The 22,816-nt window shown below is 37.9% G+C and carries 16 protein-coding genes and 4 pseudogenes; 13 read left to right on the plus strand and 7 right to left on the minus strand.

The window, feature by feature from the left end; translation table 11 throughout:
• Both MCO_RS08995 and MCO_RS09000 read right to left on the minus strand, forming a co-directional pair.
• A partial coding sequence (locus MCO_RS08995) for a filamentous hemagglutinin N-terminal domain-containing protein (RefSeq protein ID WP_007554036.1) occupies positions 1-4,509 on the minus strand: 4,509 nt, incomplete at its 3' end.
• A gap of 23 nt (positions 4,510-4,532) precedes the next feature.
• Entirely contained in the window at positions 4,533-6,317 is a 1,785-nt protein-coding gene (locus tag MCO_RS09000; protein WP_007553006.1) for a ShlB/FhaC/HecB family hemolysin secretion/activation protein, read from the minus strand.
• 1,790 nt (positions 6,318-8,107) lie between these two features.
• Between MCO_RS09000 and MCO_RS09005 the strand changes: the two are divergent.
• Positions 8,108-8,622: pseudogene (locus MCO_RS09005) on the plus strand (antA/AntB antirepressor family protein).
• Between the two features lie 77 nt (positions 8,623-8,699).
• Here the strand turns inward: MCO_RS09005 and MCO_RS09010 are convergent.
• Both MCO_RS09010 and MCO_RS09015 read right to left on the minus strand, forming a co-directional pair.
• On the minus strand, positions 8,700-9,128 hold the full coding sequence (locus MCO_RS09010; RefSeq protein ID WP_007554041.1) for a type II toxin-antitoxin system HicB family antitoxin: 429 nt from the start codon (positions 9,126-9,128) through the stop codon (positions 8,700-8,702).
• Between the two features lie 80 nt (positions 9,129-9,208).
• On the minus strand, positions 9,209-9,388 hold the full coding sequence (locus MCO_RS09015) for a hypothetical protein (protein WP_007554043.1): 180 nt from the start codon (positions 9,386-9,388) through the stop codon (positions 9,209-9,211).
• Between the two features lie 301 nt (positions 9,389-9,689).
• Here MCO_RS09015 and ssb point away from each other — a divergent pair.
• Both ssb and MCO_RS10915 read left to right on the plus strand, forming a co-directional pair.
• Positions 9,690-10,144: pseudogene (ssb, locus tag MCO_RS10680) on the plus strand (single-stranded DNA-binding protein).
• Positions 10,145-10,155: 11 nt separating this feature from the next.
• A pseudogene (locus MCO_RS10915) lies at positions 10,156-10,697 on the plus strand (hypothetical protein).
• Between the two features lie 3 nt (positions 10,698-10,700).
• Here the strand turns inward: MCO_RS10915 and MCO_RS09030 are convergent.
• Together MCO_RS09030 and MCO_RS09035 are read right to left on the minus strand one after the other, a co-directional pair.
• The gene (locus tag MCO_RS09030; RefSeq protein WP_007554050.1) at positions 10,701-11,123 is read right to left on the minus strand and encodes a type II toxin-antitoxin system HicB family antitoxin; all 423 of its coding nucleotides are present in this window, start codon (positions 11,121-11,123) and stop codon (positions 10,701-10,703) included.
• Positions 11,124-11,143: 20 nt separating this feature from the next.
• Positions 11,144-11,326: a type II toxin-antitoxin system HicA family toxin gene (locus MCO_RS09035; protein WP_040299173.1), complete on the minus strand. Its 183-nt coding sequence runs from the start codon at positions 11,324-11,326 to the stop codon at positions 11,144-11,146.
• Positions 11,327-11,672: 346 nt separating this feature from the next.
• On the opposite strand from MCO_RS09035, the gene MCO_RS09040 reads away from it, so the two are divergent.
• The 6 genes from MCO_RS09040 to MCO_RS11415 all read left to right on the plus strand — a co-directional run bounded on the left by MCO_RS09040 (position 11,673) and on the right by MCO_RS11415 (position 16,154).
• Positions 11,673-11,993 (plus strand): hypothetical protein, encoded by a 321-nt coding sequence (locus MCO_RS09040; RefSeq protein ID WP_007553723.1) that lies wholly within the window; start codon positions 11,673-11,675, stop codon positions 11,991-11,993.
• A 3-nt stretch (positions 11,994-11,996) separates the two neighbouring features.
• Entirely contained in the window at positions 11,997-12,578 is a 582-nt protein-coding gene (locus MCO_RS09045; protein ID WP_196794042.1) for a hypothetical protein, read from the plus strand.
• A 515-nt stretch (positions 12,579-13,093) separates the two neighbouring features.
• Positions 13,094-13,702, plus strand: coding sequence for a phage antirepressor Ant (locus tag MCO_RS09050; protein WP_007554058.1), 609 nt, complete (start codon positions 13,094-13,096; stop codon positions 13,700-13,702).
• On the plus strand, positions 13,699-13,905 hold the full coding sequence (locus MCO_RS09895; RefSeq protein WP_007554061.1) for a hypothetical protein: 207 nt from the start codon (positions 13,699-13,701) through the stop codon (positions 13,903-13,905). Before MCO_RS09050 ends, MCO_RS09895 begins: the two co-directional genes overlap by 4 nt.
• Before the next feature lie 207 nt (positions 13,906-14,112).
• The gene (locus MCO_RS11410) at positions 14,113-14,724 is read left to right on the plus strand and encodes an ATP-binding protein (protein ID WP_007554063.1); all 612 of its coding nucleotides are present in this window, start codon (positions 14,113-14,115) and stop codon (positions 14,722-14,724) included.
• A gap of 230 nt (positions 14,725-14,954) precedes the next feature.
• The gene (locus tag MCO_RS11415) at positions 14,955-16,154 is read left to right on the plus strand and encodes a hypothetical protein (RefSeq protein WP_245256869.1); all 1,200 of its coding nucleotides are present in this window, start codon (positions 14,955-14,957) and stop codon (positions 16,152-16,154) included.
• 172 nt (positions 16,155-16,326) lie between these two features.
• On the opposite strand, the pseudogene MCO_RS09065 reads toward MCO_RS11415, so the two are convergent.
• Positions 16,327-17,485: pseudogene (locus MCO_RS09065) on the minus strand (tyrosine-type recombinase/integrase).
• 1,639 nt (positions 17,486-19,124) lie between these two features.
• Here MCO_RS09065 and MCO_RS09070 point away from each other — a divergent pair.
• The 4 genes from MCO_RS09070 to MCO_RS09090 all read left to right on the plus strand — a co-directional run bounded on the left by MCO_RS09070 (position 19,125) and on the right by MCO_RS09090 (position 22,749).
• Positions 19,125-19,574 carry a hypothetical protein gene (locus MCO_RS09070; RefSeq protein WP_007554067.1) on the plus strand — a complete coding sequence of 150 codons (450 nt, stop codon included), beginning with the start codon at positions 19,125-19,127 and terminating at the stop codon, positions 19,572-19,574.
• A 761-nt stretch (positions 19,575-20,335) separates the two neighbouring features.
• Positions 20,336-21,667, plus strand: a complete 1,332-nt coding sequence (locus MCO_RS09080) for a TldD/PmbA family protein (protein ID WP_007554069.1) — start codon at positions 20,336-20,338, stop codon at positions 21,665-21,667.
• On the plus strand, positions 21,654-22,457 hold the full coding sequence (locus tag MCO_RS09085) for a 3'(2'),5'-bisphosphate nucleotidase CysQ (protein ID WP_040299167.1): 804 nt from the start codon (positions 21,654-21,656) through the stop codon (positions 22,455-22,457). Before MCO_RS09080 ends, MCO_RS09085 begins: the two co-directional genes overlap by 14 nt.
• 46 nt (positions 22,458-22,503) lie before the next feature.
• Positions 22,504-22,749 (plus strand): DUF4170 domain-containing protein, encoded by a 246-nt coding sequence (locus MCO_RS09090; RefSeq protein WP_007554073.1) that lies wholly within the window; start codon positions 22,504-22,506, stop codon positions 22,747-22,749.
• The last annotated feature ends 67 nt before the right edge of the window (positions 22,750-22,816 follow it).

Here is a 22,816-nt window from a genome sequence, read left to right on the forward strand (position 1 = left end):
AGCGTCTATAGCAGAAGCAGCAATATGGATATCTTGACCAGAGAGAACAGTCGTGTCTTTTCCAGAACCTAAATGAGAGCCATTGTGTAAGGTAACATGGGAGGTTTGCCCATCCTGCGTATGATTGTCCATGCTGTTGCGGGTGGCATCAATCGAAACATTGCCTTCAGCTTTTAAGAGAAGATTATCCTTTGTTTGAACATCAGAGCCTAGAACATTGAGATCCTTTCCAGAGACAAGTGCCGTCGAGCCACCAGAGTGTACTTCCGATTTATGGTGCATGGTGGCATCACTATGCTCGCTGTGGTGATGCGTTTGTGCTGCGCCTATCGTCAAATTGCCCTGCTCTGTGGCCATGGCAAGATCACCCCCTGTGGTGATCTTTACCCCTGAGGCTGTGAGATCTTGTTTGGCTATAACAGTTGCATTGCCACCAGTAGAAAGCGCATCGGTGTTTAAAACGGTTTTCACACCTTCAACATTTGTGCGCCCTGCATCCAAGCGGATGTTGTTCTCCGCAACCATAACAGCATCACCACCAGCAGCAAAATGCCCTCCTTGACCGAGGATATCCCCACCATGCACATGCAATTGCTGTGAAGCATTTATCCGCCCTGAATTGGTTATCGTGGAATTGCTGGTATTTTGGCTGGTGATATTGACATCATCCCCCATGATCAAAGCACCAGCAGAAACAAAGGAAGCTCTCTCCTTTTCTGGAATGTAAAGCACAGGCACATAAACATCCATGCCCTTTACGCTTTGGCGTACATAAATCACCATCGGGGCTTCTAGAGAAGCCAATTGTTCTTCTGTTAAAGCCTCTCCAAAGGGGAGATTGTGTGTTTTTGCATATTCTGCCCCACCATCCAGCAAGTTTTTGACTTGTTCAATGGCATCACTTCCAGGAATAAAGGAACCCTTGCCCAAACCTTGACCAACAAGATCACGCATTTGTTTTTCAATCAGTTGCTTTTCGAAATAAGCATCCCCTAGGAAAAAAATCTCTCTGTCAGGATTGTAACCTATTCTGTTTAAATAATAGGCTGAGCCATAAAATTTGCCAACATCGAGGAATTCTGCCCGCGTTTCATAAATGAAATTCTGGTTGGGCAAACTGCCACCAACACCACCCGATTGAGGCTTTGGCAAAGGAAGCCCCTCAGAAAGTTCTCCTGCATTATTGAGATCCACTTTTGGTGTAAAGAGAGCACCAACCCCAGTCAAACCACTCAGTGCATCCAGCGGATTGCCCCCAACGGCTTTTGCTTCAAAATGCGCATCTCCTGTAATCGAACCTTCTGCTGCCTTGTTGTTGAGTTGATCAACCACCAGATTCAAAGTGCCACCCGCTTGAACAAGACCAGGAACTGCATCAAGAGCTTCTGAACCAATCTGGCGAAACGTGCCATTGGCTATATCTAAGGAAACATCGCGGCTTCCATCAGCTTTATAGCCATAACAATTATCCGTGTTTGCGTTACAGCCCATATAGGTGTTTTTATAAATTGTTGCCCCTAAATTGGTCAGCACATCAGCGTGGATATCCGCATTCCCTCCCGCTTTTATAAGACTATAATGGTTGTCAATGTTATCAGCGTTAATAATGAGATTGCCACGAGATTGTATCATCCCCTGAACAGTAGGCTTATACAAAAACGCCTGCGTGACGGTCTCTTCGATCATGTGTGACCAGTTACTATTCCCAAACCATCCTCCCCACCTATCACCATTCCACACAAACTCTTCTATGTCTCCTTTTCGAGCATTATGTTTCCAAGTGAATGACTTATAGACTGTTCCATCTTTCAAAGTTGCCGTGCCATAGGTTCCTTCTTTGTTATTCCAAAGTTGTTGCTCAAATATAAAGTGTTTTGGACCTTCCACCCCATGCTTTCTCTTAGAAAGCTTTCCTTTTCCCCAACGATCCCAGCCCATATCATGATATAAAGGCCTACCATCGAGAAAATTATATTTGTCTGGTTGTTCGAATGCGATGACTTCTTCTTCAGTTTTTTCCGTGATGACAGGTGTGCTATCGGCTTCGTTTTTCAGACTGTTGGTTTGGATATTTAAGTTTCCGCCTGCTTGAATAAAGCCTGCTTTGTTGACAAGGGAAAGGCTTTTCCCTGTACCAGCCACATTGGTGAAAGATAAATCACCCTCTGCTAAAATGGCGCCAAAATCATTCAACAAAGCTCCATCAACTTGTAAAGCACCATTGCCCTTCACATAAATTAAACCTGTTTTGCTGTTCCTCGCATCACCCCTCACGCTAAAGACTAAATCATGACCTGCTGCCAATTGTCCGCTATTTTCAAGCTTCCCTGTTTTGATGACAAAATCTCGTGCCGCTAAAACCGATGTGACCTCATCCACCATAACGCCTGGAGCAACAAAGAGAATATCTCCAGTCCCGCCTTCATCGGTAATGGCTTGTAGCCGTGCATGGTGAATATCAAGAACATTGGTGCTTTGAAAATCTAAACCACCATAAATCAGCGTGCTGCCCGAGACATAAATATGATCCGCAGTTAAATACAGCGTTTGCGGTGTGTAAATATGAGAACGATCATTGCTCAAATCGAGAGTGTTGGCTGTCAATCTCACATCCCCCTTAGCAGACAGCACATTCTCAACACTGATCCCTCCTGATACCGAGGTCAATGTGGCTGTGCCATAGCCAATGACCTGATCATAATAAATGTCGTTGCCAGCAAGAATATCAATATTGCCACCACTGATAATATGTCCAACCTTTACACCCCTTTGTGCCGTGAGAGAAAGGGAACCTTTGTCATGAAAAACAAAATCACCTGTAGGGTTCGAAGGGCTCACCTGAGAGTGAACAAAATCTAAACCTGTCATGAGGGTGCCTGCATCAAGGCTCCCCACCTTTAAAACGGCATCATCACCCGTCATCATGGCAGAAAATTCTACCGCCCCACCATAAATGTCTGCTCTGCCATAGGCTAAAACTTGCCCAAAATGAATGCCAGCATGAGGTTCAACATGAACGGCAACATTGTGATGCGATAGGATCGTTTGAGAAACAGAAAGCCCATGATATGCAACAAGTGTGACATTTCCTGCTCCATAAATATTTGTGGCATTAATGATCCCGCCCGCACTTTGGAGATCGACATCTCCTTGGCTGCCCAAAACAAGGCTACCCGCAGCTTGTGTTGCTGCCATATCAACCCCACCAGCTAAAAAATGGGCTTGTATATCACCACCGGCATGCGCCCTTAAATTGCCCCCAGCTAAAACAGTCTCATCAATCGTAAGAGCTCCATCTGTTTTAAGTGTCACATCAGCGCCAGCGCCAAGCCCTGAAACGTGGAGAGCATGGCGCGAAGAAAGCTCCATTTTGCCCCCCGAGGTGGCTTTTCCGGAAATCGATAAAAGTCCATCCTGTGCATCTACGCTCAAATGACCATCCGCGCCAACCGTCTCTAACGTAACATCTTTTTTTGCTGCAATCTCAACATGTTTTTTCGATGTGATGTGCTTTGCATAAAGGGTATCGCTTTTGGATTGAAGAACAACACCATCATGACCAAAAACATTCTTCAACGAGATTTTCCCGTCAGCAGAAAGGCGCAACTGCCCCGTATTTGCCGCCATATCATGGCGCATGCGAACCCCAACGCCTTTTTCTGTCGCTACAAGTTTTATTCTATCTGCTTGTAGAGCACCTAACGCAGAACCATCTATCGCATATTCCGGTTTGCCAGTAATATCGGTCAGTTCCTTCATTTGACGCGAAGCGTAATCAAAGTGACCCGTGCCTGCTGTCACTCCAATCTCCCTGCCCGCAACAGCTCCTTCAAAATGCACTGTGCGGGAAACAATATCGACAATATCAACAGAACCTTGGCCTGAGAAAAAATTCGCACCTTGGGGTCCAAAGGTGATATCCCCACCTCTCACCTCAAAACCTTTCAGAAAACCACGCCCATCAATTTCTGGTACACCCGTGGTTAAGGTCGCATGTGGCGTATTGATAAAGCCACAACCATCACAGCCAATGCCGTTGGGATTGGCTATAATCACATCGGCTTGGCGACCAAAAACCTCCGCTGGACCATGAAGAGCACTACGGTTGCCACTGGTCACTTCATTTAAAATCACTTTTGCTGAACCAGAAGAGCGCAAATGCGGATTACCCGGCATAATGCCCCCCAACTGCGATTGCCCTACTTCTTGCGCATGATTGTTTAAAATGACGCCTGGATTTCCAATATTGAAATCGTAATATTTATTGTGCGATAAGCCTTTACCATTTGGTGTAACAATATCAATCGAGGGAACTCCATTGGGTGCTGCCACAATATCCGGACGATGAGCAGAACCTGCGTTAGGGTCAACAGCAATTTGCGCCTGTAGCGTTGCTGGTTGTAGAAGAAAAGGTAAACCAATCCCACCTAGCAAAACCTTTTTGAGCATCGTACTGGAGACTAAAACTTCAAACCATCTTGCTCTTTTTGCTCTCTTCTCATATCTCATGCTTGTACTCCCCAATAATATGCTTAAAGATCCATTGTTAATGTCATAAAAAATGTTCCTGGCTTCTTGTGTTTAACTGTGCTCCACAAAACACTGGAATAGCTTGCATCAAGGGAGACTATACCCCCCGCAAGCTTGAACCCTGCTGTCCAACCGGCAAGCTGTTCATGCGTAATTCCATACAAGGGTTGAGAAAAAACACGCCCATAGTCCAAACCCAAAAAGGGACGTAGTTCACCAAAAACTTTTTTCAGAGAAGCGTTGTTGCTCCACGGTATTGCACGCAAAGACAAATCATTACGAATAAAAAAACCGTTATTGCCAAAAAGCAAACTCTCGCGCGTTCCACGCACATTAGAAGCGCCGCCCAACGAAATCTGCTCAGCACCCAATAAATTATGTGGAGAATATTGCCCACTCAAAAGATTGCTCAGTATAAAGTCCAAGCCCCCTAATTTAAAAGGCGTCATGGCACTGATCGTACCGGTAAATTTAGCAAATTGCGGCTCCGCATCCCCTGCCCCTGGATCATACTTCTTGACAGAATTAAACAAGGGAAGCCCTTGCAAATAGCCGACATCAAATGTCCATGTTCCATCTAGCATCTGGCGGGAATGCGAAATCCCAAAATTGGCAACGCTATATCGACGACTGCCAACCTCTATCTTATTACCAAGAAGGTAATTGTTGGTCTTTTTATAGGAAAGACCAAAATTCAGCGTGGTGAGTGAAACACTATCACGGTGCACAACTCTGCTGGTGCTAGCATGCAATTCACTGGAACTGCCTGTCGTTTCTATATCTGTAAAGTTACCCTTAATAACGCTCTGATAATCATAAACAGTGCCATTTAACGCAAATGTCCAATAACCGTAAGGAATACTCACACTCGCAGAAATATTATTGCTATGTCCCTCTTGTTTGCTTCCACCCCAATAATCTTGCTCACTGCGTTGATAGCCAAAATCCCATAAATCATTCAGCCCTAAAATATTCTCTAGTTTTAAACCCCCACTATAACGCGCATAACCCGTGGAGGCTTGCCCCATATTGTCATGTGTAAGCGTAACCCTAAAAGCCTTATCAGGATGATTGCTAATATTAACAATGGTACTGCCATCTTCACCCCCTGGGAGGAGTTCACTTTGGGCATGCGCCGAAGCCAACCTGTTTATCTGGTCAAGTCCCTGTTCAATATCGCGCATATTAAGAACATGACCTTTAAGCCCTGGAAAAGCATTCCACACAATCTGATTATAACGAGACGCCGGTGAACCATTATAGTAAATATCTGAAAGCTTTCCCTCAACAACAACTAACCTCAGCTCTTTACCACTTTTGATATCTTGGTCTGGAATATAAAAACGCGCCGTCACATAGCCTTGATCCAGATAAACTTTGGTTAACTGTTTGATCAATGTCTGTATATCAGAAAGACCTACACATCTTCCAACATAAGAATCCGTAACTTTTGCTATAGTGTACTTCTTTATATGATGGACCCCATCAACAATAATATGATCAATGTTGAAGCAACGTCCACCACCAAGATGCGCCCCTCTATCTCTTTCAAGAGAAGTATCCATTCCTTTGGGTGTTAAAGCTCGTAAATGCTCAATCCTTTTTAATCTTTGCTGCTCAGTGTGCTCACGTGCAAAATTATCTGTTGGAGAATGAAAAATAGCTGAGGACCGCGCATAAACAGTTATGCTAGTAAACATACCAAATATAGCTAGAAATATTCTCAAAAGAGAACTTCGGCGTGAAAATACAGAAAACAATACAGATTGCCCCCCACTTTGCAGCATTCTGTAAGTATTGCTTTAAAAGCAAATAAAAAGCCAGATAAAAATGCAATGACCATTCAAAACTAATAAGCCATTCTCGTCTAAACTTTTATCACAAGAATACATGCCTTATATTTAAAGACAACTGCCAATAGCACAATATCTTGTTCTCACTCAAGTATAAAAAATCTTTTCCCCATATCTATACCACTAAACGCTTCTCCTCCCCTATCAAGCAAAGACTTTAAAACCCCTTTCACCCTCTCAAAACCTCTCTTTACTCTTAAAAATATGAAATACTATTATCCCCATAGGAGTTGAATTTTGAAGGTTCCCATTTTAAAGAAAAAACAGTAAAAAATAAAAACGTTATATTTCAATATGTTAAGATTTTACACGCTTTAACAACAATCTCTATTAGCCTTACAAGCTTTAAATATAACCCATAGTATAGGTTTTGAGGAGAGGTGTACCTTCAAAACCTTTCTATAAAGTGCATAATAAAATAGTTCAAAATAATCATTCTGATATTTTAATGCACATAGTGCATTCGTCTTGATTAACACGTGAAATGATCTGTACAAAACCCGTTCTTTTATGCGTACAAGTGCAGATTTTAAAAGAACCTCTCATAAGACAAAAAACATTAGCTCTTTATCAAACGCAAGGTTTTTAAGATTTGCTTAGTTGTTAGGTCTATAGCCTGTTTCCTAATGGGCAATACTCTTAAGAGCAAATGATAACTAGGTTACGATTGTCATAAAACATAGGTTCCAAACACTTCTTAATAAAATATCTCATTTATGGCTCTGTCCGTTCATTTAGAGAAGCTATAATCATTTTACATTTTACCTGCTTATTTAAAAAGCTGCTGTTAACTATAGCTTTATATCCATTATGTTGATACTGTATCTATACTACCTGCTTACCGTTTTCTAAATTTTTAGAAAAACCTATAAAATCGATATTGTCTTTTTAAACCTTTTACGGTCTTTAATGAATTAAAACCTATAAGCTTTATATCAGCTTTAAACGATCCCCCTCTTAAGATGGTGATCTGATGTTGTGATAACAGATATAAATTTTGCGCTTCCCTATTTGGAAAACTGTTAATTTTGTTTTTATCATGTGATTAACAATCCAATCTTTAAACCTATACAATTTATGTTATCGACAATTCCAAACGATTGCGTTTTTAACAATGCGATTTGTGAGTGATAAAAACGTACCATAAAACTTATGAACTGTTATGAATGATAGCTGCTTTTCATTTCATTTGAATGTACACATGCGTTATAATATTTACATCATGATTTGCTTTTTATGGTCTATTCATACATGGCAATCTTATATAAAAAATGGTCAAATGAATCATGCATAAAAATGTGGATTCCAAAGGGGTTTCATAGAAAATGATTGCATATAACCTCTTGACTTTATTATGTTTTTTTATATATAACACTTTTTCTGTTCCGAAAAGCGTTCTGAATTATGAGCCTCTTATAGACGAGATCAACAGAGAGAGATAAAAAATTATTGAAAGCCGCTTGCTGTAATGTATATCTTCGATACTAGGTGCCTAGAAAACACCTCAAATCGGTAGCGGATAGATTACGACACAATCTTTTCTCTGCAAATTTAAAAATTTTGACTCATTATATGCGCGTGGCATATAGTAGTTCTGTCGGGTGTAGCTATGCCATAAATACCCTTTTGGGAAAAACATAGCGACAGACTATCGACCGTGTTTTCTAGCGCTAGGCACTCTCTTTGGATGTCAACAAAAAACCTCTAATCGATAGGAGCTCACAATGAACACTCTTATTAAAATATCAGAAAAAATTATTGAACAAGAAATTGTGCAAACGGTCAATGCGCGTAAGCTACACGCATTCATGAAAATAGGAAAACGTTTCGCTACTTGGATTACAGATCGTATTAATCAATATACATTTGAAGAAGGTAAAGACTTCATAAAAACACAGGATTTGCGGTTCTCAAAATTGAGAAGCGCAAAATCTAGAGCTGCTACAGCAATAGAATACCATCTCACTTTAGACATGGCGAAAGAGCTTTCCATGGTTGAACGCAATGAAAAAGGACGGTAGACACGTCGTTACTTTATTGAATGTGAAAAAAACTAAAAAGCCAATCTGTTGATTATGACCGTGATACACGTTTTGATTTCCCAGAAGATTGGGATAAAATGTCTCCAACTAAAAAGGCTGTTTACATTTATGGACCTCTCCACATGCATCTTGTTAAAGCCTTTACGTTGGTAGAAGAAAGCAAGCAGTATAAAACACTCATTGAAGAAGCCAAATAAGTTTTAGCAAAATCTGTTGTAAAAGCTGCTTAGCTTTAGAAACATAACCCCTCCCCGTTTTAAAAATGGGGAGGTAGTTAAGCCGCGTCTTTAATTGTGATGACCACCTGCTTGCCAAGAACACTCAGTGCTTGCTCCAGTGTCTGAAGTTTGGTTGGATAGTTTGGATCAAGAATGCGTCTTGCTTCTGTTTCTTTCTTACCCAAACGATGAGCCAATTCTGTTTTTGTAATATTCGCTTCATTAAAGGCTTCTACCACTGCAAGTTTAAGAGCATTCCACGCATCTACCGTAACCTCTACAAGGTCTTTATACTGTTGTGGCATTGGTAAAGGCAAACCACGCATAGGATAGCTCCGTAATGCTAACCCTAAAGCTTCAACAGCATTCTCTAATGCCTCAGCTCTATTTTCTCCAGCTGTGATTGCTTCTGGTACATCTGGAAAGGTTACAATAAAACCACCATCTGGATCAGATTCTAGTTTTGCTTGATAAGTGTATTCCATGTTTAGGTCTCCTCGCTATGATCGAAATGCTTTTGAAACAAAAAATTAAAAGTCTTTGAGAGAGTAACTCATGCCCCCAACTACTTTTTTATTATTTTCACGTAAAGTGGGGTCAATTCACCAGATTTTATAACGGTTGTCTTGTCTCCAAAAGTTACCAAATAATGTGACCCTTTGCCTGCATCAGGAGCTTCACTGTAATGAATGCTTCTTTTTTTGGCTTCTTTACGTAATTCTCTAAGCAGTGCTTTTCGTTTCATTTAGCCTCCCCCTTTCTTCATAAAATGAATATCGCACAAAAAGGTTCGATAACCAACAATAAATCGAACAAAAAAGTTTGATACAGACTCTTAATGAAAGGATATTTATTGAAAAGTTAAAAGCAGAAATAAGAAAGCCGTGCCATTTGTGTGACATGGTTTTTTGATGAATAATTTGTCAAATAATATTATAATGTAATACATTAAAAAACTGTTATTAATTTACTGAAATAATTAAAAAATATGCAAATTATGCTAAGATTTTGCATGTATAAATCGCTAATCTAATGGGGCTACAAATATGCTAAATAAAGTGACGTTAATCGGGCGCCTTGGTGCTAATCCCGAAAGCAAAACAATGACTTCTGGTGCCGAGATAGTCAATTTTAGTATAGCAACGTCTGAAAGCTATACAGATAAAAAAACAATCAAAAAGTAGAGAAAACAGAATGGCATTCCGTTGTGATTTTTAATCCACATTTGGCAAAAATTGCACTTCAATATCTAAACAAAGGTTCAAAAGTTTACATAGAAGGAAAATTACAGACACGTAAATGGCAAGATAAAAATGGGCATGACCGTTACTCAACAGAGATTGTCTTACCACAATTTAAAGGCGAGTTGTATTTGCTTGATGCCAAAAAAGAGCAATCGGCATCCCCTACCCCTTCACCTATTACTTCTCAAAATTATGCTATCGCTTCAGGGGCTGCTGATCATAGTGCACCCATTAATAATGATAGCATACCATTCTGATTGAAAAAAATATGACAAAAAGAAAAAAACGTGCAAAACGTGGTCGTCCTCGGATTAAAGGATGTATCAGAGAACCAAATGGACGCATCTCAAGAGCAAAAACACCGCATGAACCCATGGTAAATTGGCAATTGAAATGCGTGCCAAACGCTTTGGTTTGACCATAGAAGAGGCTAAAAATCCGCTTTCCGGTACCTATATCGGGTGGCTTTATTTGCAAGGCGAACTTAATCAAGACCAATATGATGCGGCACAAAAATACCTTGAAGTGAAAAATAATTACCTATGTGCAAAAGCCTTGCCTAGCGCTATTTATGATGAAATGCCTACAACTTCTGATAACAGAGCAAGAGAGAAATGGGTACAGATAGCAACAGAACATCTTGTAGCTGTAAAAGGTGTTGTTTAAGAAGCGCAGTGTTTACACCGTCAATATAACCTTCATGCCGCATTACAGTATCTTGTTATAGAAGATCAATCACTACCACATCTTGTGCTTTCATTGCGTATTGTTCTTAATGCGCTTCATAAGCATTTTACGCAAAACCGGTAGTTTTCAAGCGGCATCTTGGATATTAATGGCAACCTCTTTTCCAAGAGCAATGAGAGTAGACTCTAAGGCATCTAATTTGCTTGAGTGGTTTAAATCCAACAATCGGTCAATTTGTATTGGATGAAGTTTTAAAAGACGTACGAGATCAGCTTTGCGTAAGTTTTTTTCAATCATAGCGTTATGTATTGCAATTTTTAAAGTCACCAATGAAGATACTTCAACAAAAGGATAGGAAATATCACGATGTCCAAAGGGAATAGGTTCACGATCTTGAAAACGCCCTATAATAACTGTTAAAAGTGCGTTTTTAGCGTGTTCCAAAGCTTCTTTTTCGTCGTTACCGTAGGTAATAAATTCCTGAAAGTCTTTGGAGACAACAAGAAGAGTATCATTGTCATCTTTGATAAATTTGATTGCATATTTCATTTACACCTCCATATTCAGGCTTATTTTAGGTCAAGATCTTTAAGAATCTTCTGGACTAATCCTGTTCCTAATTCTTTTCGCGTACCATGCATAGGTAAAACAGATTTTTTAGAACCACGCTTTACAAGCAAATGACCATCTTTCCCTGAGGTGAAAGTACAACCATGCTTTATAAGATATCTTTTCAATTCTTGGCTATTCATTATAATAATAAACATCTAAAATGTTTCAATACAACATAAGTGTTGTGCTAAAGGACATCTTTTAAAATGCCATATTTAGGTAAAAAAATAAAAAAAACACAAGATCATGATTTTTTCTGTTGACAGTATGTGAAAAGTCGTATTTAATGACAATACGGCGCTAGTCTTATTGTGTCTAAATTTCAAAACATCCCCTAAAAATTCAGTAAAATGTGAACTTGAAACGTGGCTAGAAAGCCCTGTTTTCTTGCTAATTCTGGCTAATCTATTTTTCAAATAGCAAAAATCATTAATTGACAGGTGATGTCATTAATTATGCCTCAATTATGCCTCAAAAGGAGTGACTATGAAAGCTGTCATCACTAAGCCAATGTGTGTGGTTGGCGACAATAAAAGAACTATTCGTTTTGAACCATCGACAGCAAATATTCCATTTGTTGAAGTTTCCAATCAAGTCTACGCACGTCTCAAACGCGCCAATGCGGCAAAACTTTTTGTTGACGTTAAAACAACAACAAAACCTGAAAAGGCAGTTGAACAGATTAAGCAGATAGAAAAAGAAGCCGTACAAACATCATCTGAACCAGCAGCCGAGGAAATTCCACTCGAAAAACCAAAAGAATCTAAAGTTTCTAAGTCATCAACACCTACCCCAAAAAAGGCTTAGAAGTTGAAGTTAATCATCCACCAAAAATGGTATCTTCAACAGGTGAAGGATACCTTCACCAGTCTTCAAGCACCACGCCTTAATTGGGCTTTGCGTAATGCTGTAAACACCGCAGCAAAACAAGTAGAACGCTTTGCAGAAAAACAAATTGCCGATGTTACATCTGCCAAACCAAAGCGTGTCAAAAAAGGCGTTTATATTAAAGGAAAAGCTACAGCAAAGTTTCTTGAGACAGATATCATTGGTTCTGGAACACCGATACCTCTTAAATTTTTTCAAGCACAAGAAACAAAACAGGGTGTAACCTACAAAATGTTGGGGAAAAAAGAAATCTTACCCCATGCTTTTATTTGCGGGGGAAAATTTCCTAAGCGTGTTACATTAAAGATGGGAAACAATGTGTTTCAAAGAGCGGATGGAGATCAATTCCCTATTGCAAAACAAGAGGGACCATCAATTGCTGGAGTGATGTCCAAACCAGAAATTGCAAGTGCTATTGTAAAAGAAGCCAATGAAAGATTAATTGCCAACATACAGTACCAACTTGCTCGTCATGAATACGCTGCTAACAAGAAAGCTAAATAATGTTTTTAAACTATGCCTACGTGCTATACACCGCGGTTTTAATTTTAAAAGCAGATTATCACTTGTGCTTTGGTGTTTTTCAGAAAAAATTCAATAAAATCAATGCAAAAGGTACTTCCCAGCAGGTTGGGTCTGTTGCGGGGCAGGCTAGCGCAAACTATCGCTAGCGACAGAATTTTCAAATTGACTGTACACTGTACAGTATGTGAAACGTTTTCTTAGCAAAAAGTAATTTTTGTTACTTGACAATTCTATAGTAATGGGTATTTTCGAATCAGGTGCCTAAGAAACACCTTAAATCGATAGCGGATAGATTGCCGACACCATCTCTTCTCCGCACATTAAAGACTTTGACTCATTATATGCTACATGCATATAATAGGTTTGTCGGGTGTAGTTACGCTATACAATACTCTTTATGGGGAAAGCGTAACGACGGACTATCGACCGTGTTTCTTAGCACCCGGCATTCTTCTGGAATGTCAATAAGAAACCTCTAATCGATAGGAGTTCACATGAACACTCTTATTCCGATATCGGAACAAACTGTTGGACAGGAAACTGTTCAAACAGTAAATGCACGTGAATTGCATAGTTTTTTAGAAGTAGGTAAAAAATTTGCGGACTGGATTACCGAACGTATCAACAAATATAATTTGGTAGAAAATCAAGACTTTGTTTGCTTCCCTATTTTGGGAAGCAAAGGCAGGGGTGGTCACAATCGTAAAGATTATCACCTCACCTTAAGTGTAGCAAAAGAGCTTTCTATGCTTGAGAACAATAAGAAAGGTAGAGAAGCACGTCAATACTTTATCAAATGTGAACAGCTTTTGAAACAAGTAGCAACCCCACAAGTTGACTACTCCAAACCCGAGGAATTGCTTGGTGTTTTGAATCATCTACAAAATCAAATCGAGCAGAAGGATCATGTAATTGCCGAGTTAACACCCAAAGCACAAGCACTTGAAGGCTTAAAGCGCTCTGATGGGTTGTTTGGTCTTATGGATTGTCCTGCTATCACCATTCAAAGACCGGATGGAACAGATGAGGTGCTGCCTTCAACAAAAATTACACCAAAAGGATTGGCATGTTTGAGAGAACAAATCTTTGGAGGTGTGCAATGAATAGCAGTATCGATTTTTTATATGATTTGTGGATGACTTTGTTTCAGTTTGTCAATTGTGAAGACATTGAAGACAGTGTAAAAGTGATGTCGCGTTATACAAAATGGATTGTACTCATTATACTCTTATTAGCGCTTGATTTTTCACGTCTTATAGATGCTGTAGGAAATATTTTTACACAAAAACCAAATATCCGACTCTAAACATACTCTGAGACACGCGAAATTCTTTAGCAAATGGTTTCTTAATTTTGCACGCCTCATGGCTACAAGAGAGAATGTTTTTGCACATTTAAAATGGTGGTTCTCAAAGAATTAAAAATTTGTTCTATAATAATAACAAATTGCTAATATACGTGCGTTTAATAGGTATATTTCGTAATATTATCGGCTAAAAAGGTGGGAATAATTATGGAAAACGTCGCAGTTCAAAAACAAGAAAAGAATAAAACTGAAAAGTTTTCTATGAAAGAGAATCTTGTTGGAAGAGTTTGTCGTTTTCCTAAACCGTCCACTGAAATGGAAGCTTTGCAGCCTGTTTTTGAAGCGGTAAGCAACGCTATTCACGCGCTTGAAGATTCTAAGCAAGAAGATTACAAAAGCGCGGGTAACATAGATATAGAAATCAAAGATATAGATAAAAATGAAACACTTGAAATTATAGTTAAAGACAATGGTGTAGGATTGGATGATGAGCACTTTCAAGCTTTTCGCACTGTAGATACTAATTTTAAATTAGAAAAAGGAGGAAAAGGAGTTGGGCGGCTGCTATGGTTGGATGCCTTTAAGAAAATACGAGTTAAAAGTATATTCCTTGAAGAAGATCAGCTTTACCAGAGAAGCTTTACATTTTGTTTGGAAGAGGAAAATCAGATTCTTGATCATTCAAAAATACCTCTTATTAATCAAGAAGTAACCGGAACAGAAATTATTTTTACCGGTTTAAGAGATGTAGCGTACCAAAAATATTTTCCACGCAAAACTGAAGCAATTATCGATCATATTGGAGCACATTTTTTTTAGATTTAATTTTAGAACAACTTCCTAAAATAACTTTTTGTGATGATCAGATATCTGTTGATTTAGCGCAGAAAGTTAAAAAATATTTAGTAGACAATAGGGGAGACATCACACTTGAAACCGCAGAGTTTGGTTTATTAAAAATTCGTAATTTTATTTGTATGGCGGATGCTAACTGTAACTTTAAAGGAAAAAACCACTATCTGCATCTTTTCGCACATGATCGAACTGTTATGACTGAAAGCGTAGATAACCTTATTGGTTTTGGAAAATTTGGAAATCAAGGACTGGTGTATCATGGTTGCATAAGTGGTCAGTATTTAGATGATAGGGTTAATCAAGAAAGAACGCATTTTTCTTTTAAAGATAGCATATTGAAAAATATTTTACGTACCGTCGCTAACAACATTACAGAAAGCGTTCTTGCTCCAAAAAATGAGGAATATGAAAGAGCACGTTTAGACGAATTAAAAAAGTTTTGTAAAACCCATCCTTCCTATCACTTTGACAGTTATGAAAGCTTATTAAAAAAACTTCCTAAATCTGCAAAGGATACAGAAGACTTTGTTAAGACACTGGCTATTCATAAGCTTAGGAATGAAAAGAAGAAAAATAAGAGAATTGAAGAAATATACCGTGAAATTACTGAGGGAAATGCCAATACAAATAGTTTTTCCCAAAAAGTTTCTGAACTTGCAAAAGAAGTTAAAGATGAAGAAACAAGACAGTTAGCAGAGTATGTTATACGTCGTAAAGTTATACTTGATATTTTAGGAGAATTAATAATAGAATTTAAGAAAAATGTTGATGGTAAAGAAGTACCGCATCTAGAGAAAACATTGCATAAGCTTATTTGTCCAATGCGTGTTCGGGGAGATGATCCTGAATTTCAGGAAAATTTAACGCATGATTTATGGATTATTGATGAACGATTAACATTTACAAAATACTTCGCTTCGGACGTGCCTATCAAAAAAATCGTGAAGAATAGTACAGAAGAAGATCGTGCTGATTTATTATGTTATGATCAATTATATGCCCTAGGACTTGAAGGTCGTCTTGATACAGATTTGGACAGGCTAATGTTAGTGGAGTTTAAAAGACTAGGTCAGAAAAAATATAAAGCGGGTTACTCCCCCATGAATCAAATAAACAAATACCTCAATAAACTTAAAGGACAGCGTATAAAAACATTTGATAATAAGAAAATAAAGATTTCAGAGCAGTGTGTTTTTTATTGTTATATTATTGCTGATATAGAAGGTGAACTTAAAACGCAAACGTCTACATGGCAAAAAACAGCTAATGGGCGAGGGAGAACTAATCCTCTACAAGGTGATTTCCGAGGCTCCGTTGAAATAATAGAGTGGTGTGATTTATTGGAGGATGCAAAATTAAGGAATGAAGCATTTATTTCTACATTAAAGGTTTAATTTTTTTGATGCGATAGACAATATCTTCACCCATTTAAAATAGTGGCTAACCAAAAACTGAAAGCTTTATCCCCTCCCCGCTTTAAAAGCGGGGAAAGAGAGATTATATCGTCATCTATCCGCTAATCGCTTAAGTATTTCTTAGATACCTGACTCGACAATAGACATATTATCAAGCCTCTCCTGATATAAAAGACGCCCATTGTTCTAAGAGGATACGGCGCTGTTCTAAAAAATCCGTCCGCATGTAGGCTTTTATCACTGAATTCCCGACTGTATGCGCAAGAATAGATTCTGCAATTTCAAATGGTGTTGACGTTGTCTCTGCTATCCAGTCACGTAAGCTTGAACGAAAACCATGGGGACGATAAGTCAAACCGCAAAGTGTCATATATTTTGCCATGGTAGCATCTGAAATCGGTTTGCCTTTAAGACCAGAAAAGAGAAAACCATCCTTTTCAAAGGGGAGAGTTTTTTTCAATAACTCTCAAAGCTTCATCACTTAGTGGCACGCGAAAGTCTGAAACTTTCCCTACAATACCTTTCATGTTTTCTTTTGGTATCATCCATATATTTTTGTCAATTTGTTCAAGGCGAAAATAGCGCAATGGATATGACCGTGCTCCCGTCAAAATGAGTAACTTCAGGGCTAAGTTTGAAAGGATATCATCCTTTAAGTTTTGATAAAAAACCGGCACTTCTTGCCATGGCATAGCAGGAATATTTATTGATGTAGCAGGTGGTTTTCCTAAAAGAGCGCGTGCTTTCATACAAGCCTGTAAATCAACATTTAAACCAAGAGCCGCAGCATATTTCAAGCAAATATTGATACGGTTAAGTGCTTTTCGCGCTGTGTCTGCTTTTTCATGCCAAAGAGGTGCGAGAACATTGCGAATGATATTGGCTGTTAATTTTTCTATAGGTAATTTGCCTATGTGTGGAATAACGTGCAACTGGAGTGGAGAAAACCAGCGGCCGTTTTTGCCTTCATTCTTTAACTCTGCTTTTTTGCTTTCAAAAGCCACTTTTGCAATTTCTTGGAAGATATTGCTTTGCTGTTTTAAAATAGTTTGTTCTCGAAAGACAATAGGATCATTGCCTTCTTTGAGAATATCACTATAATGTCTAGCAAGTTCGCGCGCCTCTTTTAAAGAGAGTTTTGTAACAGGACCAAGTCCCATTTCACGACGCTTATGGTGGTGCGTATAGCGAAAAAACCAAGAACGTGTATTGTCTTTTCGAACATTTAACCATAGCCCTGCCCCGTCACAATATTTACCCTGCAAAGACGACTTTACGAATGATGCTGATAACCGATGAATCGCCCTCACTTAACGTCCCCTCTCGTCCACCTTTTCAGGCATTGCTCGTCCACCTTTTTTGGTCCACCTTTAATTTCTGATTTGAAATTTTTTCTTTAATACTTAATTTTTTATTGAATCATAAAAAGCTATAGACATCAATAAGTCCTTGCGCTTCTTTATATAGTTTGATCCTTGCTAATAAAGCCCGCTCTGCCGGCATACGGTCCCTTTTAACCTTTAAAAATCAAACATAAGTAATAAGTTGTTCATCTTTAGTATTTTAAACTTACCTCTTTAGCCACTATTTGATTAAATATTTTTTGATACAAAATTGAATCTTGTTGTGTATCATATAAAACTGTTAGCAGATCCACCTTATTATGAAGGAATAACAAATCTTGTTTAATTATGATGTAATCTCTCAAAAACTATTTCAACAGAGATTTTGAAGGTTGTTATTTAGACTTACTTACATGATTTTATGCGTAATATCATCAAATTGCCCGCGCATATAGGTTGTAGTAGTTCCTTAGTGTAAGTTACGAAGTAAAAAATCTAAAAATTTTATCTTTTCATCAACGGCTTACGACCACATTCAATAAAATTATTCCCTCGTGTATTTTTGATTCTCACATCGAGCCTCCTATATCTTATGTTTTAAAGATATAGCAATTATATTATACTGTGAGCTAGATGATAAGCAGCAATGAAATATATCTCTTTTAGAAACCAATGTACTAAAAAATAATTTATTTAAGAGGTTTTAATAAGCTCGAAGTCTGCTTTTCACTCAATAACTGTTTATAGGATCTTTTCTCATTGATAGGATCACTTTCTATTATAAATTTTATGATTTTTTTATTAAATTTCTTTTTACCATGTATTATTAAGGGCTCATCAGTAATTGACAGATTTAATACTCTGTTTACGTCTCTATTTTCAGCGGTGCAGCATATCCATCTTCATCATTGAATAACTTAAAATAGAGAGATTTTATTAGTGTAGAAAATATTGCTTAGTGCAAAGTGAATAAAAATAAAACATTGGATAGCCGTAATTTCTCGAGCCCACGCACGCCTTGTAGCAGAATTTAGCTTTCTTCAAGATTGTCATGGTAAAGCTGGTCCACTTCGAAAAACATCTAAGGGAGATGAAGCTTTCATTTGCTGACCACGGAGAGAAATAGGCACTGGGCAGGTTCTTCAAACAATAAAGCTTCAGTGTATATTTAAAGATGATCACATTTATCAAGTAGAGCAAGCACCTAATTTTGTACCTTTCTGAAAAGATGTTATTTTTAATAAACAAGCACACTCTGTTATTTTAAAAGAGGTTCAAAGTTTTGAATTTTTAATTAACCTTTATTGGGGGATGTTAGCACAACGAGATTTCTTTGAAATCACAGCTTACGATGCAACCTGAATTCGCAAAGCTATGGGAGTTCGTGATAGTTAATTATTCAACTGTTTTTGTTACTTTTTTTATTTCTGATCAAATGTCTAAAAAAACTTGAATGTCTCCAGTTGATTAAAGCATGGTTTAAAATAGATGAAAAAATAACTTATGTATATATTTGATTTTATTACCGTTACTGTATTTAAATGACAACTTTGACATTATCCTTTTGTGCGTTTAAACGTAAATGATTTATAAAGAGAAGGGCCTCATGTTTAAATGGACACACAGCGAAGAAATTAATACAGAGGCAAGTGCTGAGCAAATTTGGGCTATGTGGGAAGACGCGGCAACTTGGCCTTGTTGGGACAACGAACTTGAGTGGGTAGAACTTCTTGGTGCTTTCAAAACAGGAACTGTAGGACAAATGAAACCTAAAAAAGGACCAAAAGTGATCTTTACACTTGATAAGGTTATAAAAAACGTTTGTTTTTCTAATTATGCTAAACTTCCTTTTACGCGCATGATTTTTGATCATGAGTATATTAGTTCAACAAAATCTGGTTCTTCGCACAATAAAATTCGTCATACAGTAACTATGTCTGGCATACTTTCTCCCTTATTTGGGATGATTATTGGATCAAAAATTAAGTTGCATCTTCGTGATGCAATGATTGAAATGAGCCACCATGCTCTTACTGAAAATAAAACCACTCTCTAGCTATACTCATTCACAAAAAAATTGATGTTTTTTCAGAACAGATGGTGTAGGAGTTATCGCTTACATTAGAATGAGCTCTTTGAGCAGTTGGTATTTTACAATTCAACTATCCGCAGAACGTTTTCTAATTACTCATTTAAATCTGATAAAATCATCGTACGGAATCAATACTGCACTAAAGATTTTATAAAGCGGGATTAAAGAAATTTATGGCTGCTAATATCAGAAAAATCATAACGAATAAGATATCTTTTACTCTGTTTATGGTTTGTTTTCTTCAAAAGATTATTGTGTCTATTATTAAGAGAGCTCCTAAAAGCAAAGAAGTTTCCCATACAGAGAAAGTATTTGCTTATACTTGGTTGAAAATTAAAGAATGCTATAGGAGAAATCATCAAAATTTGTTGCACACTCATGAATAAAAAACGTGTGGTTTAAGTTATGTTACGGTTATTGGAGCACGCGAGGATTTGAATTTAAAGCCAAGCATTATTCCTAATCTGTTATTGGTTTGATTATCAATGTATGCTTGGCTTACAAATATAAAAGCAACGAATTGAGAAAGTTGAAGACAAAGAAACTTTACAATATATTGTGTCTTTTCGAAAAGAACTTAAAAAGAAAAATTATTTGATTTATTGAAAGAAAAAAGTGCATGAATGATGCGTAATTTTTATTGATAATCATATAAAAGTTACATTTTTTATAAATTTGCCAAATTACTTATCTAGGTAAACAATGAATATTTGAGGGAGTCTATGATGACTGACAAAAACCAGATTGATAAAGCCACTTCGTTAGTTGAAGCGGCAAAGCGTTCTGGGGCAGATGCTGCTGATGCTGTTGTTGTTCGTACGCATTCTACCAGTGTATCGGTTCGTTTTGGAAAAGTCGAAGCAACAGAATCTTCAGAAAGCAATGATTTTACATTAAGGGTTTTTGTTGGAAAGAAAGTAGCAAGTGTTTCTGCTAATTTAGCAGCTTGTCCACACAAACTGGCAGAACGTGCCGTTGCGATGGCAAAAGCTTCTCCTGACAGTTTATTTGAAGGTTTAGCAGATAAAGAGTATCTGGTTAAACATCCTAAAGATCTTGATCTTTTTGATGATTTTGTTCCCAACAGTCGTTTTCTCACAGAAGATGCTTTAAAAATAGAAGCAGCAGCCCTTGATATTAAAGGAGTGAGCAATTCTGGTGGAGCCGCTACATCTTATGGTCATAGTGGATTTGTTTTGGTGACAAGCGATGGTTTTTGTGGAGCTTATCATTCCAGTGGTTTTTCACGTTCTTGCAGTGCACTTGCTGGTGAGGATACAACAATGGAACGTGATTATGATTATACAACTGCCTTACATTTTTCTGATTTGGAAGCGGCAGAAATTGTAGGAAGGAATGCAGGTGTTGGAGCAGTTCGACGTTTGGGAGCAGTTCGTGCTGCCACAGGGGTTGTGGATGTTATTTTTGATCCACGTACAGCTCGCGGAATTGCTGGACATATCGCATCTATGGTGAATGGAGCATCTGTAGCTCGCAAAACAAGTCTTTTACAAAATTTCTTAGGAAAAGCGGTAATGAAACCGAATGTTAATGTGACAGACCAACCTTTACGATTGCGTGGGAATGCTTCCCGTCCTTTCGATGGAGAGGGTGTAGAGGGACAAACATTGAATATTATTGAAAATGGTATTTTAAAAAACTGGCTTCTTTCATCGTCTTCAGCGCGTGAATTAGGCTTTCAAACCAATGGTCATGGCGTACGCTCGGCATCATTGGTCCAGCCAGCAAGTACCAATTTTGCTATTGAACCAGGTTTAGTATCACCTCGCGATATGATAAAAGATTTGCAAAATGGTTTTTATGTTACAGAATTATTCGGGCATGGCATTGATTTTGTTACGGGTCAGTACAGCCGTGGTGCTTCTGGTTTTTGGATTGAAAATGGCGAAATTGCTTACCCTGTAAGCGAAGTAACACTAGGTTCTGATCTGCTCCATATGTTGGCGCATTTAATACCTGCGAACGATATTGACCGGCGTTATGGTACAGCATCTCCAACTTTATTAATTGAAGGGATGACACTTGCAGGAAAATAAAACGCACCATTCTTCTGATTTAAAACTTTTGCTTGATGCTTGTCGAGAAGCAGGAGGTTTAGCAATGAAGTATTTTGGATGTGCATTGGACGTTTGGATTAAAGAAGGTAATTCACCAGTCAGTGAGGCAGATTTTGCGGTTGATCATTTTTTGAAGGAAAAGCTTCTTAGAGAGCGCCCGAATTATGGATGGATTTCAGAAGAAACAAAAGATGATCGAGAACAAGGAGTTTATGAACGTTACTTTGTGGTTGATCCTATTGATGGAACGCGTGGTTTTCTTTCTGGCAGTACCTATTGGTGTATTTCGGTTGCTATTATTGAAAATGGGCGTCCTATCGTAGGTGTCGTGCAATGTCCAGCTCAAGGAGACGTTTATGCAGCTGTTAAAGGTGGGGGAGCAACATTAAATGGTATAGCGCTTCCTCTTTTAGCATCTCAGATCAATAGAAAATATAAAGCCTCACTTGATAAAGCGCTAATTCAAAAATTACCGGAAGATTTTCGTAATCAAATCAGTTTTTATCACTACATTCCCTCTCTTGCGTATCGTATTGTTCTTGTTGCTCAAGACAAAATTGATATTGTATTAATTCGTCCGGATTGCCATGCATGGGATATTGCTGCTGCGGATCTTATTTTACAAGAATGCGGAGGATCTTTTCTACCGTTTGATGCACCTGTTATATCTTACGGAATTGAACCTTATCAATACGGGCTTTTAATTGCTGGTAAAAATAATTGCTGTCAAAATATGATAGATGTTGTTCGTCAAGCAAAGTTAGTTTAATCACATAAAAAACAAGCTAAAATTTCTTAATGATATGGAGGCACATATGACTGAAATAAATGAAAAAAAGCAATATTTGCATCTTGTATTTGGTGGGGAATTAAAAAATCTTGATAGCAATCAGTTTAAGAATATTAATGATTTAGATGTGGTTGGTATCTTTCCAGATTATCAATCAGCTCAAGAAGCATGGCAAGCAAAAGCACAAAAAAGTGTAGATAATGCATTACAACGTTATTACATCGTAGACTTGCATCGCCTTCTTGACACTGAAATGGGCGATACGCAATAAAATTTAAATATCTGATCATTATTTTCTTGAGTGATGCGAATGAAAAAAATTGAATTTTTTAGATTAT

It is taken from the genome of Bartonella sp. DB5-6 (genome assembly GCF_000278115.1).
GTDB classification, from domain to species: Bacteria; Pseudomonadota; Alphaproteobacteria; order Rhizobiales; family Rhizobiaceae; genus Bartonella; species Bartonella refiksaydamii.

Excerpts from the sequence above, each read along its gene's own strand:
- MCO_RS09080 (WP_007554069.1), top strand. The coding sequence starts at position 20,336 with ATGACTGACAAAAACCAGATTGATAAAGCCACTTCGTTAGTTGAAGCG.
- MCO_RS11415 (WP_245256869.1), top strand. The coding sequence starts at position 14,955 with ATGACTGAAAGCGTAGATAACCTTATTGGTTTTGGAAAATTTGGAAAT.
- MCO_RS09090 (WP_007554073.1), top strand. The coding sequence starts at position 22,504 with ATGACTGAAATAAATGAAAAAAAGCAATATTTGCATCTTGTATTTGGT.
- MCO_RS09010 (WP_007554041.1), bottom strand. The coding sequence starts at position 9,128 with ATGGAATACACTTATCAAGCAAAACTAGAATCTGATCCAGATGGTGGT.
- MCO_RS09040 (WP_007553723.1), top strand. The coding sequence starts at position 11,673 with ATGAAAGCTGTCATCACTAAGCCAATGTGTGTGGTTGGCGACAATAAA.
- MCO_RS09030 (WP_007554050.1), bottom strand. The coding sequence starts at position 11,123 with ATGAAATATGCAATCAAATTTATCAAAGATGACAATGATACTCTTCTT.
- MCO_RS09070 (WP_007554067.1), top strand. The coding sequence starts at position 19,125 with ATGTTTAAATGGACACACAGCGAAGAAATTAATACAGAGGCAAGTGCT.
- MCO_RS09000 (WP_007553006.1), bottom strand. The coding sequence starts at position 6,317 with ATGCTGCAAAGTGGGGGGCAATCTGTATTGTTTTCTGTATTTTCACGC.
- MCO_RS11410 (WP_007554063.1), top strand. The coding sequence starts at position 14,113 with ATGGAAAACGTCGCAGTTCAAAAACAAGAAAAGAATAAAACTGAAAAG.
- MCO_RS09895 (WP_007554061.1), top strand. The coding sequence starts at position 13,699 with ATGAATAGCAGTATCGATTTTTTATATGATTTGTGGATGACTTTGTTT.
- MCO_RS09050 (WP_007554058.1), top strand. The coding sequence starts at position 13,094 with ATGAACACTCTTATTCCGATATCGGAACAAACTGTTGGACAGGAAACT.
- MCO_RS09015 (WP_007554043.1), bottom strand. The coding sequence starts at position 9,388 with ATGAAACGAAAAGCACTGCTTAGAGAATTACGTAAAGAAGCCAAAAAA.
- MCO_RS09035 (WP_040299173.1), bottom strand. The coding sequence starts at position 11,326 with ATGAATAGCCAAGAATTGAAAAGATATCTTATAAAGCATGGTTGTACT.